At 43.5% G+C, this 16,316-nt stretch carries 12 protein-coding genes; 4 read left to right on the top strand and 8 right to left on the bottom strand.

Annotation, left to right across the window (positions count from 1 at the left end):
- The first annotated feature begins 72 nt into the window (after nt 1–72).
- Nucleotides 73–1,506: a regulatory iron-sulfur-containing complex subunit RicT gene (locus DWX23_RS07340; protein WP_122374009.1), complete on the top strand. Its 1,434-nt coding sequence runs from the start codon at nt 73–75 to the stop codon at nt 1,504–1,506.
- Entirely contained in the window at nt 1,445–1,957 is a 513-nt protein-coding gene (gene gldH, locus DWX23_RS07335; protein ID WP_122352881.1) for a gliding motility lipoprotein GldH, read from the top strand. The genes DWX23_RS07340 and gldH overlap by 62 nt, the downstream gene beginning before the upstream one ends.
- Nucleotides 1,958–1,966: 9 nt before the next feature.
- Here the strand turns inward: gldH and rodA are convergent, their stop codons facing one another.
- The 8 genes from rodA to DWX23_RS07295 all read right to left on the bottom strand — a co-directional run bounded on the left by rodA (nt 1,967) and on the right by DWX23_RS07295 (nt 12,507).
- The gene (gene rodA / locus DWX23_RS07330) at nt 1,967–3,412 is read right to left on the bottom strand and encodes a rod shape-determining protein RodA (RefSeq protein WP_122374166.1); all 1,446 of its coding nucleotides are present in this window, start codon (nt 3,410–3,412) and stop codon (nt 1,967–1,969) included.
- The gene (mrdA, locus tag DWX23_RS07325; protein ID WP_122374008.1) at nt 3,402–5,279 is read right to left on the bottom strand and encodes a penicillin-binding protein 2; all 1,878 of its coding nucleotides are present in this window, start codon (nt 5,277–5,279) and stop codon (nt 3,402–3,404) included. The genes rodA and mrdA overlap by 11 nt, the downstream gene beginning before the upstream one ends.
- A complete protein-coding gene (mreD, locus tag DWX23_RS07320; protein ID WP_122352879.1) occupies nt 5,269–5,784 on the bottom strand; it encodes a rod shape-determining protein MreD in 516 nt (171 codons plus the stop codon). The genes mrdA and mreD overlap by 11 nt, the downstream gene beginning before the upstream one ends.
- Nucleotides 5,777–6,631 carry a rod shape-determining protein MreC gene (gene mreC, locus DWX23_RS07315; RefSeq protein WP_122352878.1) on the bottom strand — a complete coding sequence of 285 codons (855 nt, stop codon included), beginning with the start codon at nt 6,629–6,631 and terminating at the stop codon, nt 5,777–5,779. The genes mreD and mreC overlap by 8 nt, the downstream gene beginning before the upstream one ends.
- Nucleotides 6,632–6,726: 95 nt before the next feature.
- Nucleotides 6,727–7,746 carry a rod shape-determining protein gene (locus DWX23_RS07310; RefSeq protein WP_007659018.1) on the bottom strand — a complete coding sequence of 340 codons (1,020 nt, stop codon included), beginning with the start codon at nt 7,744–7,746 and terminating at the stop codon, nt 6,727–6,729.
- Nucleotides 7,747–7,765: 19 nt separating this feature from the next.
- Entirely contained in the window at nt 7,766–9,289 is a 1,524-nt protein-coding gene (purH, locus tag DWX23_RS07305) for a bifunctional phosphoribosylaminoimidazolecarboxamide formyltransferase/IMP cyclohydrolase (RefSeq protein ID WP_122352877.1), read from the bottom strand.
- A gap of 139 nt (nt 9,290–9,428) precedes the next feature.
- Nucleotides 9,429–10,592 (bottom strand): 6-bladed beta-propeller, encoded by a 1,164-nt coding sequence (locus DWX23_RS07300; protein ID WP_122374007.1) that lies wholly within the window; start codon nt 10,590–10,592, stop codon nt 9,429–9,431.
- A 130-nt stretch (nt 10,593–10,722) separates the two neighbouring features.
- Complete coding sequence (locus DWX23_RS07295) at nt 10,723–12,507, bottom strand: hypothetical protein (RefSeq protein WP_122374006.1); 1,785 nt, start codon at nt 12,505–12,507, stop codon at nt 10,723–10,725.
- Nucleotides 12,508–12,858: 351 nt separating this feature from the next.
- Here DWX23_RS07295 and DWX23_RS07290 point away from each other — a divergent pair, with 351 nt between their 5' ends.
- Both DWX23_RS07290 and DWX23_RS07285 read left to right on the top strand, forming a co-directional pair.
- Nucleotides 12,859–14,478, top strand: coding sequence for an ABC-F family ATP-binding cassette domain-containing protein (locus tag DWX23_RS07290; RefSeq protein ID WP_122353863.1), 1,620 nt, complete (start codon nt 12,859–12,861; stop codon nt 14,476–14,478).
- Nucleotides 14,475–16,316, top strand: a complete 1,842-nt coding sequence (locus DWX23_RS07285) for an LTA synthase family protein (protein WP_122374005.1) — start codon at nt 14,475–14,477, stop codon at nt 16,314–16,316. The genes DWX23_RS07290 and DWX23_RS07285 overlap by 4 nt, the downstream gene beginning before the upstream one ends.

Genomic DNA, 16,316 nt, shown 5'->3' with positions numbered 1-16,316 from the left:
TGCTCATTCTCTGAGAATATTTGACTATTTTTGCGTAATTGTACAGACTATAAATACATATACAACCAGAAAATGGATTTCAAATTAAATAAAGGAAGTTGCTGCATGGGTAAAAAAGGATGCAGCAAAATACAAAATAATAAACTAAATACCTACGATTGGCTCTGCGACGTACCAGATGCGGAAAATGCAACCGATTACGTAGAAGTGCAATTCAAAAACACCCGTAAAGGGTATTTTCTGAACAGTTCGAAGATTCCCCTTGAAAAAGGAGATATGGTAGCGGTCGAAGCCAGTCCCGGACATGACATAGGAACTGTAACGCTTACCGGAAAACTGGTTCTTCTTCAAATGAAAAAGAATAATGTTCGCACAGGAGAAGGATACGAACCCAAAAAAGTGTATCGCAAAGCGAAACCTACCGATATAGAGAAGTACGAAGAAGCAAAAGCAAAAGAACATGTAACCATGATCCGTTCACGCCAGATCGCAGCAGACCTGGGACTGAACATGAAAATCGGCGATGTAGAATACCAGGGAGACGGCAACAAAGCTATTTTCTACTATATTGCCGACGAACGTGTCGACTTCCGCCAGTTGATCAAGGTATTGGCCGAAGCTTTTCGCGTACGAATCGAAATGAAACAGATAGGTGCCCGTCAGGAAGCCGGCCGTATCGGAGGTATAGGACCTTGCGGACGTGAACTGTGCTGTTCCAGCTGGATGACAAGTTTCGTATCAGTGGCAACCGGTGCCGCCCGCTATCAGGATATATCCATGAATCCGCAGAAACTGGCCGGACAATGCGCCAAGCTGAAATGTTGCATCAATTACGAAGTAGATGCTTATGTAGAAGCTCAGAAGCGTTTACCGTCCAGGGAAATCGTACTTGAGACAAAAGACAACAACTATTATCATTTCAAGACAGACATCTTTAAACGTGAAATAACTTATTCCACCGACAAATCTTTTGCTGCCAATCTGATCACTATAACAGCCGAACGTGCTTTCGATGTGATCAATATGAATAAGAAAGGAAGCAAACCGGTTACACTGGAAGCCGATACCAAGCCGCAACCACCCAAACGTGATGCGCAGGATATCCTCGGCCAGGACAGTGTTACCCGCTTTGATTCTGTCAAGAAAAAGAAGAAAAAGCGTCCGTCCGGTAATGGAAGCAACGGAAACAACGGCGGAAACAATAATACGAGTGCATCCGCGAACGGAGAAAACAGGGAAAACGGAAATAATAAACCGGCAAACAACCGCCCCGTCAACAATGACAGGCAACCCGGAAACGACAAAGCTCCGAACAACAACAATAACAACGGTAATAAAGGCGGCGGCAATAACAATAACAATAACAATAACAACCGCAACAACAATAACCGGAATAACAGAAACAGACAAAAGCCTAAAGGGAATAATGACAAACAAGCGAATAATGACAGACCTCAGCAGCAAGCTAAACCGGGAAACAAACCGGAGAATAAGCCCGAAGCTTAAAGGAATCTTTGTCGTTCTCTTTGCTTCCTTATGCTTCTCCTGCGATCAACAGGCCTTGTACGACCAGTACCAGGCCATTGACAATAAAACGTGGGGGAAGGATAAGGAATATTACTTTTCTTTTCATATAGACGACATTACTTCTCCTTACAATCTAACCCTCGAGGTTCGTAATAATAATATGTATCCATACCAGAATCTCTGGTTATTTTGTAATGAAGAACAGCCTATCGGCCCTTTGAAGCGGGATACGATCGAATGTACGCTGGCCGACGAATTCGGGAAATGGTACGGACATGGCATCTCTTTGTTCCAATCCAGTTTTCCTATACGGACAAATTACAAATTCGAACATCCCGGAATGTACACATTCAGTTTCCGTCAGGGAATGCGTGACAGTACCTTAAGAGGAATACAGGAAATCGGCTTCCGGGTAGAAAAAGCAAACTGATCACATCGATCACCGCTCTCTCCGGGAAGCATCCAACCGGAGGAATATAAATAACAAGATTGTGAATCCTAATAAAGAAGAGCCTCCATAACTAAAGAAAGGCAACGGAATACCGATCACAGGAGTCAATCCGGTAACCATTCCTACATTTATAGCCAGGTGAAAGAAGAAAATAGAGGCTACACTATACCCGTATACCCGTCCGAATGCCGTATTTTGTCGCTCCGCAAGCACAACCAGCCGGACTATAAATATACCGAACAGAATAAGTACGATCGTTGAGCCGACAAAACCATGTTCCTCTCCTACCGTACAAAAAATAAAGTCTGTTTCCTGCTCCGGTACATATTTCAATTTAGTCTGTGTCCCGTTCAAAAAACCTTTTCCGGTCAATCCTCCCGATCCGATAGCGATCTTCGACTGATTCACATTATAACCGGCCCCGCTGGGATCGTCTTCTAATCCTAATGAAACCTTGATACGGATTTGCTGGTGAGGCTCCAGTATCTCATCAAACACATAATCCACTGAATACATAAAAGCCATAGACCCCAAAGCAAAAGCAGCGATCAACGCATAATGCCATACCCAGTTACGAACAGAAAGATATACCAGATAAATGACAGCCAAACCGACCAACCCCATCGACACCCAGGCAAAGTTCACAGGAATGAACAAGGAAGCGATATAAGCTGCCAGATATACGATAGCCGTCCCACCCAACATGATCTGCAAAGCCATCTTATCCTTACGGACTGTTGCCACAAGGAAAAAGGAGATAACCAGTATCAGCGAAGAAACAATCAATTCCCCCATATCCGTTGCACCGACCACCACATCCGAAAACTTCATAGTCGTCACAAAAAACGCTACCGCACAAACACCTGCCAGCAAAATATATCCGGACATCCCTTCCCTGTATAACATCAGAAAGAAAGCAAAATAAACCAAAGCTGAACCAGTCTCCTTTTGCAGAATAATACAGATCATCGGCAGAAAAATAAGCAGGAGAGTGATGGAAAAATTCTTGACAGTGGTCAGTTGGAACCCATAGGAATTCATAAATTTCGCAACAGCCAGAGCGGTTGCAAACTTGGCAAACTCCGCCGGTTGTATACGTAAAGACCCCAGCTGCAACCATGAATGGGAACCTTTTATATTCGGAGCAAAAAAGATGGTCGCTATCAACAGCACTATGACAGCCGCATAGATCAGATAAGCAAAGACATCGAAGAAATCGCTTTCCAACATCAGTATGACAAAAATAACCACCATAGAAATGCCGACCCACATCAGCTGTGATCCGGGACGTCCGTTTATATCAAATAAACTCATGCTGTCAAACTCGAAACTGGCACCACAAATCGTAAACCAGCCGGCCACTATCATCAAAAAATAAAGAATGATAGTAAACCAGTCAACAGTCTTCCATATTTCAGTCTTTCTATAAACCACGATCCAACAATGAATAAATACGATCTTCAGTAACAACTGAATTCACTATTCTTTCTTCCAATGCTTTATCTTCCGGAGATATCTCACCTTTCAGATAAAGTTCCATCATCAGTTTTCCGATAGGAACTCCAAACACAGCCCCGAATCCACCGTTCTGGACATATACACAGATAGCCACTTTAGGATTCTTATACGGAGCAAAACCAATAAACGCAGAGTGATCCTTTCCATGAGGGTTCTCAGCCGTACCGGTTTTACCGCAAACTTCAATTCCCGGTATTGCCGCAGCCCAGCATGTACCGCCAAGTACCGCATTACGCATACCCTCTGCTACAACGTCATAATATTTTGCATCTACAGTCGGATAACGCTTCTTTGTATACAGAGTATCCAGAGGCGTATCCTGTACTTCCTTTACAACATGCGGAGTAATAAAATATCCCCGGTTAGCGATCGTTGCCGCCAGATTACATATCTGCAACGGCGTTGCAGTTACTTCGCCCTGACCAATTGCAATAGAAATGATCGTAGTAGAAGTCCAGCGCCGGTAAAATTTATCATAAAATTTACTATTCGGGATAAAACCTCTCTTCTCGCCGGGTAAATCGATACCTAACGGATAACCATATCCCATCGATACCAAATGATTCTTCCAGACTTCAAAAGCATCCTGGATAGTCGGATACCGGCGGCGGCTATCCAACATATCATGTAATCCCCAACAAAAATAAGAGTTACAAGACGTTGCCAAAGCCGGGACCAGGCTCAAAGGTGAATAGTGCCCGTGACAAGCCGGCTTTCGTTTAGGCGAGTAAGTATATCCATGTGCACAAGTGTACATAGTTTCAGGAGTAACAACCCCTTCCTGTAAAAAAATCAATCCCTGAGTAGGTTTAAAGGTAGATCCGGGAGGATAAAATCCCGTTATTGAACGGTCTACAAGCGGTGTTTGAGGGTCATCCTCCAACATTTTATGATTCTTTCCCCGTTGGCGTCCTACCAATAAACTCGGATCGTAATTCGGTGAAGAGACCATACAAAGCACTTCACCTGTCTCAGGCTCTATCATTACGATACTACCGACTTTATTTTTCATCAGTTTCTCTCCGTAAGCCTGCAAATTTATATCGATGGAAAGCTTCAGGTTCTTTCCGGACACCGGAGCAATATCACTGTTACCTTCATCATACTTGCCTTTAATGCGGCCGTGTACATCCCGTAAAAGAATTTCCACCCCTTTTACACCACGCAGTTCTTTCTCGTATGAACGCTCAACACCTGCACGACCGGAGAAATCCCCCTGCACATAATAATCATCTTCTTTAATATCTTTCCGGCTCACCTGACCGATATTACCCAGGATATGGGCGGCATAAGGATACTCATACTGCCGGATCGTACGGTTCTGGATATAAAATCCGGGGAATTTATAGAGCTTCTCCTGCAACACCCCGCACTCTTGCGCAGAAAGATTGTTCATAAACACCTGCGGGACATACGACGAATACCCCGGATTCAGCTGACGATTTTTTATTTCAGAAATCCTCTTGTCAAACAGTTCTTTGGTTATGCCGAGTATATTACAGAAATCCAGCGTATCGAACGGCTGGACCTCACGCATGATAAGCATTACTTCATAAGCCGGCTGGTTATAAACAAGCAATTCGCCGTTACGGTCATAAATCATCCCGCGCGAAGGCAGTAAAGTCTTTTTCAGGAACGCATTACTATCCGCCCACGCTTTATAATCGTTCTCGACCACCTGCAGGTAGAACAAACGAATGATAAAGATGAGAACCAACAGAACCACGGCACTGATTATTACATAACGCCTGTTCTCAAGTGTATACTTTGTATTAGTCTCCACTCTTCTGTGTCTCTATATTGAAAGCTTCTATTGTACAAATTAATAATGTAGTCGTTACTACACTCGCCCCGATACGGATAGCCAGGAATAACGGATCGAACAAAGTCAGCGACTCGATCAGGAATAAAGTTACATGGTGAATGATCACGAATGTAAATACATACCGAAAGAAACCACCATAGCCAAAAGTCTTATAAGAGGGGTAAATCCCTTCAGGCAGATCCTTTCCCATAAAAAAGCGGATCAACGGCTCACGGATGAACCCGGCCAATGTACATGCAGCAGCATGCATCCCCGGTGTATTTGAAAACATATCGATCACCAGGCCGATCAGGAAAGAAGACAGGACAACCACATCACGCGATGTCCCTACCGGCATCTTTATAATAAAATAAAGATATAAGAACGGCGTTGCGACCCGCAGAAAATGTATATTGTTCAGGATCAACACCTGAATCAATACCAATACAACGAAATAAATCAATCCCCGTAATAAATTAATCATTTCTTCTCGCCTCTTGTTCTACTCTTCTCTGTTCTGCCTGATTATAATTCTTAATGATCCTGACGTTGTTCAACGACTGGAAATCCGTAGCCAGTTCCACCTCCAGTGAAAAGAAGTTATCGTCATGTTGCTTCTCAAAATCGGAAACGGTACCGACAATCAATCCTGCCGGGAAAACACTTGAATAACCGCTCGTCACGATCGTGTCTCCCTTCTGAAACTCCACATGTCGTGGCAATTCCTCCAGATTGGCATAGTGGGTATTACGTCCGTTCCAACTCAACGAACCGAAATAACTACTTCCCAACACCTTACAACTTAACCGTGATTTAGGATTCAGTAAAGGGATGATTACCGAAAATTTATCAGCCACCGTCGAAACAATTCCCACAACTCCCCGTTCGGAAACAACTCCCATATCCGGAGCAATCCCATCTTTACGTCCTTTATTCACAGTGATATAATTCGAAAGATGGCTAACACTGTTGTTCACCACCTCGGCAAGGACAAAACTATACGGAAACAGTTCGGTCGAATCCGGAGCAAACCCGGTAAAGGTAAGCGTATCCGCCATCATCATATCCAGGCGGTCCTGCAATTCCAGCAACTCCATTTCCAACTGTCCGTTCCTCTCCAGCAACTCTTTGTTTATTTCATGCAGGTTCAGATACGATGTCACATAACCGGAAACAGATGAAATATGGCCTGTCAATACGTTTGCCGAACTAAAGATAATATTCCGCTGGTACGCATTATTACGATAGATCAGCATCAGCGAAACAATCTCAAGCAAAACAAACAGAAACCAGTGCCTCTTTCTTACCAGGAAGTCCAGCAGTTTACGCATAATCAATTTAACAAGCTGACAGTTGACAAGTAACAGTTGACAGTTAGAATAGAAAAATGAAACTGTCAATTGTTACTTGTCAACTGTCAACTACTTTATCGAATAAGGAAATTAAATTTATCTATATTCTTCAATGCAACCCCCGTACCTATTGCTACTGCATGTAACGGGTCTTCCGCAATATGAAACGGGATATTGATCTTATCCGTCAGACGCTTATCGAGTCCGCGCATCAAAGCACCGCCGCCAGCCAGATAAATACCGTTACGTACGATATCGGCATACAGTTCGGGAGGAGTCTGTTCGAGTGCACTCAGGATAGCCGCTTCCATCTTGGAGATAGATTTTTCCAGACAGTGTGCTATTTCCTGATAAGAAACGGGAACTTCCATCGGAAGTGCCGTCATCTGGTTCGGACCATGCACGATATAATCTTCAGGAGGATTATCCAGGAACGTCAATGCTGAACCGACATTGATCTTAATCAGTTCGGCTGTACGTTCACCGACCTTTACGTTGTGCTGGCGGCGCATATATTCCATAATATCAGCCGTCAGGTCATCCCCTGCGATACGGATCGATTTATTGGAAACGATACCGCCCAGAGAAATAACAGCGATTTCAGTGGTACCACCACCTATATCCACAATCATATTACCTTCGGGTGCTTCCACATCGATACCGATACCGATCGCAGCAGCCATAGGTTCATAGATCATATAAACATCACGTCCTCCGGCATGCTCCGCAGAGTCACGCACGGCGCGGATTTCCACTTCGGTACTACCGGAAGGGATACAAACCACAATCCGCAGTGAAGGTGAAAACCAACGATGTTTCGGATTTATCATTTTGATCATACCGCGTATCATTTGCTCAGCAGCAAAGAAATCGGCAATCACGCCGTCGCGAAGCGGTCGGATCGTACGAATATTCTCGTGCGTCTTCCCGTGCATCTGGCGTGCCTTTTCTCCGACAGCCAGCACCTTGTCGGTACGCCGGTCAAGGGCAACTACCGATGGCTGATCTACTACAACCTTACCACCACTGATGATGATGGTATTCGCAGTACCCAGGTCCATCGCTATTTCTTGTGTAAAAGAAAATAATCCCATTTTTTAATAAGGTGTTTTTTTAGTGTTTGAAATGACGGATTCCCGTCTTAACCATAGCCAAGCCATGCTCGTTGCAATAATCAACAGACAGCTTGTCATTTACAGAACCACCCGGTTGGATAACGGCAGTAATACCTGCCTTATCAGCAATCTCAACACAATCAGGGAACGGGAAAAATGCATCAGAAGCCATAACGGCACCTTTCAGATCGAATTCGAAAGAGTTTGCCTTTTCAATAGCTTGTTTCAAAGAATCTACGCGCGATGTCTGACCGATACCACTGGCACAAAGCTGTTTGTTCTTTACCAATGTGATAGCGTTTGATTTACTGTGTTTCACCAGTTTGTTAGCGAACAGCAGGTCTTCCGTTTCCTGTACGGAAGGCTTTTTGTCAGTCATCGGTTCCAGATCTGCAGCAGTCTGGATGCTCAGGTCTTTTTCCTGCATCAATGCACCATTCAACAGTGAGCGGAATTGCATCGGACATGTCTTTGCTTCCTTACGGATCAGGATGATGCGGTTTTTCTTCTGCATCAACACATCCAAAGCGTCTTTAGTATATTCCGGGGCGATGATCACTTCGAAGAAAATCTTGCTGATCTCTTCTGCTACTTCTTTATCGATTGCACTGTTGGTAATCAGAATACCGCCGAATGCAGAAACCGGGTCACCGGCCAAAGCATCTTTCCATGCTTCGAGCACAGTCGGACGGGATGCGATACCACATGCATTATTATGTTTCAGGATAGCGAATGTCAGTTCATCGAACTCGTCGATCAGGCTGACAGCAGCATCGATATCCAGCAAGTTGTTGTAAGAAATTTCCTTACCGTGGATCTGGTCGAACATATCGTTGAACTTACCATAGTATTTGGCAGCCTGGTGCGGGTTTTCACCATAACGCAGGTGCATTGGCTGATCTACAGCAACACGCAGGTGAGAGCCTTCGCGTCCGTCAAAATAATTGAAAATAGCAGAATCATAGCCTGATGAAACAGCAAAAGCTTCTTTGGCAAACCATTTACGGTCTTCCAGGGAAGTTTCTGCCCCCTTTTCATTCAGCACTTGCATCAAAGGTTGATACTGTGCTTTGGATGCTACGATCACTACATCTTTGAAGTTCTTTGCAGCGGCACGGATCAATGAGATACCGCCTATATCTATCTTTTCGATGATTGCCTGTTCTTCAGCTCCGGAAGCAACTGTTTCCTCGAACGGGTACAGGTCTACAATCACGAGGTCTATTTCAGGAATTTCGTATTGAGCGATCTGTTCTCTGTCGCCTTCATTTTCTCTACGATTAAGAATGCCGCCAAAAACTTTCGGGTGAAGTGTTTTAACACGTCCTCCCAGGATAGAAGGATAACCTGTCAGGTCTTCCACCGCATCACAAGGGATGCCTAATGATTCGATAAACGTCTGAGTTCCACCGGTTGAGACAAAAGTCACACCTTCATTATGGAGTTTTTTTAAGATTTCATCCAGTCCCTCTTTATGAAACACGGAGACCAATGCACGCTTAATACGTTTTGTTGCAGCCATCTTTGTTAGGTTTATTTTAATGTTTTAGAGCACAAAAGTAGATAATTATTTTCAATATGTATATGAATGTTGAGAATTAATTTCCCGAGGCAATTCATTAATAAAACTTAGAATCTGTTGAAAACTGTAGGGGTAATTATTATTTTTTAAGCTTCACCAGCATGATCACCGGATTATCCTCTTCGTTCAATCCGGCTGCGACCTCTTTCAATTGACCTTTCAGTTTACCTTTCCCGTTAGCTTCCAACAGTTCTGCAGCTTCCAGCTGTATTGAAAAAGCAATATCCTCGTTTAATGCACAAGCAGACATGTCTTCTTTCCGCTGATCGAAATCGGCATTATAAACGGTACTGCTATAGATCTTCTTTTCCTGTTTGTCGTATACCAAATCAACTTTCGGCATATCTGTTTCTTTCTCGAAGTCACACTCTTTTTTCACCGTCTGCATAAAACAATAACGATCTGTCAGGATTCCCGGGAAAAGAAAGACTTCCGGTGTCATCGTCTGTACGGAAGGGCTTCTGACCAAAAACGGGCGAAGATCTCCATTCGGCCGATGGGCATAAATGGTATCGGCCGAAGGCTCACTCAAAATCCAGTTATCCTGGTAAGAGGAGATAAAACTATTACCGGGAACGCTTGCGTACACTCTATCTGCTACACGCTTCATAATTACCGGCGATATTCTTTTCCGGTACGGAACCTCGATATCCGTCCAGCTTCCATCCTCTTTAGACAGCAGGAAGAATGTACTCGTTGAAGATTCGTTCTCCGGTGCATATACATTTTGAGACAGAAAATGACGATCGTCATAATCGTACAGGTTTGTAACAAGTGCTCCTTTTTTATAAAAGATCGTTTTCTTATAATTACCTTCCAGATCATACACCTGGATCTTACTTGAAGGGCCATCGTTCACAAATATCTCATTCTCTTCCTTATTCAAGTGAACATTAAAAGGCAGTATATATTCCTCCGGTCCCTGTCCCCTACGATTGATCTTTTTCAATCCTTTGCCGGTCGACCGGTCGAAAATCAATATTTCTCCCTGACGCATATTTGTCAATATCAGGATATTTTTCCCAACATCCGCCACCTTGCCTTTAATTATAAACTCGTCCGTTGTCTCCAACGGGATATATTCCACATCCATAAAATCTTGAAGTGTCAAATTCTTCTCCGGATAGTTCGCCGTGACATCCACTGTGATAAGATTGTCAGTCCCTGGTTTGTTGCCTCCACATCCTATCAAGACCAATAGGATAACATAAACAAATGCTCTATTCAACAAAGAGTTTTTCATGATAATAACTTTTAAATTACGTTTACACAAAAATAAGGACCACCAAAAACCTCCCCAAAGCTTTCATGTCACAAATATGTCACATTTCACAAGATATTAATAAACAGTAAATTATAAACAATATCTATTATTAAAAAGCTTTTATAAATTCATCAAAATCCTGTGCAGATCCTTTCCGGTGAGTTAATTTTTCATATAAACGCTTACGCTTATTAGATATCGTCTGGCTGTTTACCGATAATAACGATGCTATACGTCCTACCGGAATATCCAACTTGGTCAAACAACATACCACCAAATCCAACTCTGAGATTCGGGGATATAATATTCTTATCTTGCTGGTAAAATCTCTGTACAACACATGGTCTATGGTCTTAACCACCTCCGGCCATTGTGTCTCATCTAACTTTTTCCATTTTGTACATAACCCCAGATACATCTCTGAAGTAAAAAACAAATGATTAAAATCGACTTCCTCCTGAATACCATCTATTGGCACAACTAATTTTTCATTCAAAAGGACTTGTACCATTTTCAGCTCTCGTTCCTTTTCAGCCGCCCTATCTGTTTCCTGTGCCAACTTCTTTTCATACCGTTGGATATTTTCTTCTATTCTTTCTTGCTCTACAGCTATTTGTTGCTCTAACTTTACGATAGTAACATTTCGCTCTTTCAAATATTCCTGGCTTTCTTTATATTTCTGCTCCTGAAGACGCAACGATTGGTCCTGCTGTTCTTCTTTTTTCTTCTTTTCCTTAAACAAATAAAAAGCAACGCATACCGCCATCAATAAAAAGAAAGAACTTCCTCCCCAAAGCCTGTACAAATAATTTGTTTTACGGTCTGCCTCCTGCCTGTAATACTCTTTTTCTTTTTCCACCAACCGATAATCATACAAACTTTGTAACCGAGCCAATGTTTCCATATAGGTCTGTTTCTCAATCGAGTCACGCAATAACTCATACTGTTCCTGAAAGTCGGCACTGGCTTTCCAATTTTGTCTGTATTTTTCGAAACGTGATAAATTACGATAGGCATCACACACTGTATGAAGATCAGTACTTTTCCTGGCAAAAGAAAAATAAGAATAAGCAGAATCCATTTTTCCGGTCTTCAAATACAAATCTCCTAAAGTTAAACTGACCAGACAGGAATCGTCGGCAGTCTCTATTTTTGAATAAGCTTTCCAGGCATAAGACAAACCTCTCTCATAGTCTCCTACCCGGCTGTACGCATCCGCCAATTCATTCGACATATAAAGCTCATGCGAATCGGATGTATGCAGCAAGGCTATCGAATAATAAATAATTGCACTATCCAGTTTATTCTCGCAAACATAAATACGAGCGATATTTCGAAGAGTCACAGACAAACTGACGGTATCTGCATCCTGAACAAAGTAGTCGACCGCTTTCTTCTGGTAATTCAAAGCCGGTTGATACAGTTTTTGGAAGGTATACAAGGAACCTAAATTGGCACACAATTGTCCGAGTAAAGAGGGAGCATCCAAACTCTTTCCCACTTCATAAGCCTTTAAATAATATTCCTGTGCCTGAAGTGCATCATTCAAATCATAGAATACATTCCCGCAATAATAATAAGCCTGCATCTTCCGATCCTCCCAACCAGCCTTCTCATAATACCTGACAGCTATTTGTATTAAAGAATCGGACGAATGCTTTATCCGATTCTTCTCCTGTGCCTCCGTATACAACAAACACCAGAGAGCCTGTTCCTTGCGCGACAAATCTTCCGGCCATTTTACACTGTCTAAAAGACATAAAGCCCTATCCGGCTTTACAGTCATATAGCTTTCAGCCTCACTCAACAGGGAAGCTACCTCGTTTTTTCCGCTACAGGCTAACAGTAAGAGAAAAAACAAAAGACCTAACAGTGGTTTAAATAGTTTGAACATATTAGCTACCCTTATTAATAACACTAATGTAAAACTTTATTTTCAAAAGTTCATCAATAAGAGTAATATTTATAAAAAACATACCTGATCAACGATACAAATCCTGCTATCCTGTGAACTTTTTTACTCATTCATTTTTGCGTTTGATATATATCAAACGAATAAAGCACAATTGTGTTCCTTTCGTTTGATAATTGCGTTTCTTTCATTTGATAATAATCAAACGGATGTTTATTCAGTATATACAATATTTTAATACGGTAACTCCGATTAAAACGATTCCGATTGGCACAGAACGTCCGTTTTTAGTATCTTTGCACACTCATTCGAAATTTAATAGATATTCAAAATATGATAACAGTAAACAATCTGGACGTACAGTTCGGCAAGCGCATCCTTTTTCAGGATGTAAATATGAAGTTTACACCGGGCAACTGCTACGGTATTATCGGTGCCAACGGTGCCGGAAAATCAACATTCCTTCGTGTAATCAGCAAACAACTCGACCCGACTCGCGGTTCAGTGAGCTTAGGTCCGGGAGAACGTCTTTCGGTTTTGAGCCAGGACCACTTTGCTTTTGACGAATATACGGTAATGGATACTGTATTGATGGGGCATACCACTTTATGGGATGTGATGAGCGAAAAGAATGCGCTTTACGAAAAACCTGATTTTAGCGATGCCGACGGTATCCGCGTATCGGAACTGGAAGAAAAGTTCGCAGAGATGGAGGGATGGAATGCAGAAAGTGATGCTGCCAGCCTGTTGAGCGGCCTGGGTATCAGCGAAGAATATCACTACAGCATGATGAAAGACCTGAGCGGTAAGCAAAAGGTACGTATTCTACTTGCCCGCGCCTTGTTCGGCCAGCCGGATAACCTGCTGCTGGATGAGCCGACCAACGACCTCGATCTGGAAACGGTCAGCTGGCTGGAAAACTACCTGTCCAACTCGGAACACACCATCCTGGTAGTAAGTCACGACCGTCACTTCCTGGATTCCGTTTGTACACATACGGTAGATATCGACTTCGGTAAACTGCAGATGTTTGCCGGTAACTATAGTTTTTGGTACGAATCGAGCCAGTTGGCACTCCGCCAGCAACAGAACCAGAACAAGAAGGCTGAAGAAAAGAAAAAGGAGCTGGAAGAATTCATCCGTCGTTTCAGTGCCAACGTGGCTAAGTCTAAGCAGACCACCAGCCGCAAGAAGATGTTGGAGAAACTGAATATTGAAGAGATCAAGCCGTCTTCACGCCGTTATCCGGGTATCATCTTCACCCCGAACCGTGAACCGGGCAACCAGATACTGGAAGTGAAGGGACTGACCAAGAGGATCGAAGGAAAAGTGTTATTCAAGGATCTGAACTTCAATGTCGAGAAAGAAGATAAAGTGGTATTCATCAGCCGCGACCCGCGTGCCATGACAGCCCTGTTCCAGATCATCAACGGCGAAGAGAAAGCGGATGAAGGTACTTATCAGTGGGGACAGACCATTACGACAAGTTATCTTCCGCTGGATAATGCCAAATATTTCGCATCCGATTATAATCTGATCGACTGGTTAAGCCAGTTCTCACCGGACACGAACGATGTGTTCCTGAAAGGTTTCCTGGGTCGTATGTTGTTCTCAGGTGAAGAACTGCTGAAGAAAGTGAGTGTATTGTCCGGAGGTGAAAAGATGCGTTGCATGATCTCCCGTATGATGCTTACGGATGCCAACTGCCTGATCCTGGATACACCGACCAACCATCTCGACCTGGAATCGATCCAGGCTTTCAATAATACGTTGCAGCAATTCAGAGGAAACATCATTTTCTCCAGCCATGACCATGAGTTCATCCAGACTGTAGCAAACCGTATTATTGAACTGACTCCGAACGGCATCATCGACAGGATGATGGATTATGATGATTATATCACTGATCCTGTTGTTGCCGAACTGCGCGAAAAGCTATATACCGCTTCATGAAAAAACGGTTATTATTTCTTCTGACAGTATTTTTCTGCTGGCTTCCGATCCTTGCGATTCAGAAGCCAGTCTTTATGTTATATCACCATGCCTTAGCGAACGAATGTTCGCTAATCGATTACCTTAAGGTAATTACCCATGGTTTATTGCTTGACTGTACGGTTTCAGGATATCTGACTGTAATTCCTTTACTCTGTATATTGGTTTCCGTCTGGTTACCAGGCACATTCTATCAGAAGCTCATCAAAGGGTACTTCCTGGCTACAGGGCTTCTGGTCGCTGCAATCTTTGCTGTCGATGTGGCACTTTACGGATATTGGGGATTCCGGCTGGATGCCACCCTGTTCTTTTACCTGCAATCGCCGGCAGATGCGATGGCAAGCGTTCCTATCGGAACTTTTTTTCTGCAGTTCCTACTATTTCTTATCTATGCTTATGGTATATACTGGGTGTTCAAACGGTTTGTCGTGCCTTTATTCCCCACTACTCCTGCCCATAACAGGCTAGGCGGAACGATCGTCATTCTTTTGTTGGGCGGTATACTGTTCATTCCTATCCGGGGAGGCGTAACGACTTCCACAGCCAATGTCGGGATGGTTTATTTCAGTAAGAACCAATTTCTGAATCATTCGGCTATCAATCCGGCCTTCAGCTTGCTTGCGTCGTTAAGCAAGCAACAGGACTTCGCCGCCCAGTTCGATTTTTTCCCTGAAGAAGAAAGAAAGGAACGTTATGCAGCGCTGACCGCCCATAACAACCTTCCGATGAACGATGCCGATACGGAAAAGCTGCTGACAACAGACCGCCCCAACATTCTGATCATCCTGATGGAAAGTTTTACGGCAAATGTAATCGAAGCTGTAGGCGGAGAGGTCGGCATCACCCCCAACCTGAACAGACTGAGCCGGGAAGGGGTCACATTTACGAATATGTATGCCAACTCTTTCCGCACCGACCGGGGAATAGTGGCCGTGCTGAACGGTTATCTGGCACAGCCGACAACATCTATTATGAAGTATCCGGCCAAAAGTCAGACACTCCCTTCCATCGCCAAAAGTCTGGGTGAACAGGGATATACGGCTGATATGCTTTATGGCGGAGATATCAACTTCACGAATATGCAAAGTTATTTCTTCAGTTCCGGATATAGCCAAATAACAGCCGACCGGGATTTTCCGCTCTCCAGCCGTTTAAGTAAATGGGGGGCAAACGACGATATAACCTTTACCCACCTATACGAATCAATCAAGGATCGGAATGAAAAGGCACCCTGGCTCAGTACTTTCCTGACATTAAGCAGCCATGAGCCTTTCGAAGTGCCCTACCATCACCTGGAGGATCCGTATCTCAACTCCGTAGCTTTCACGGATAGCTGTATCGGTAGTTTCGTCGACAAACTGAAAGAATTGCCTGTCTGGAAAAATACATTGATCGTATTGGTATCCGACCACGGCTACCGCTATCCTTCCTCGTTAACAGACTATGAACCCCGTCGTTTCCATATCCCGATGATCTGGCTGGGCGGTGCCGTCAAAGAGCCGACTGTCATCGAAACGTATGCCAATCAGACAGACCTGGCGGCTACCTTACTTAGCCAGCTGGGCCTACCGCACGACCAATTCATATTCAGCCGTGACATACTGGCTCCCGGGTATCCGGAATATTCTTTCTATACATTCACGAACGGATTCGGATTCATCGACAGCACAGGCGTTTCTGTATATGACAACGAAAGCAACAAACCGCTGATCGAAAATCCGGCAGCTGGCAGTGAAGAACGCCTGAATAGAGGAAAGGTGTTGTTACAAACATTATACGACGATTTGGGTAACCGGTAA

The sequence above is a fragment of the Parabacteroides sp. AF18-52 genome, assembly GCF_003479145.1.
Taxonomy (GTDB): Bacteria; Bacteroidota; Bacteroidia; order Bacteroidales; family Tannerellaceae; genus Parabacteroides; species Parabacteroides faecis.
The sequence above is the reverse complement of the archived record's forward strand: the minus strand, read 5'-3'. Positions and strand labels throughout refer to the sequence as shown.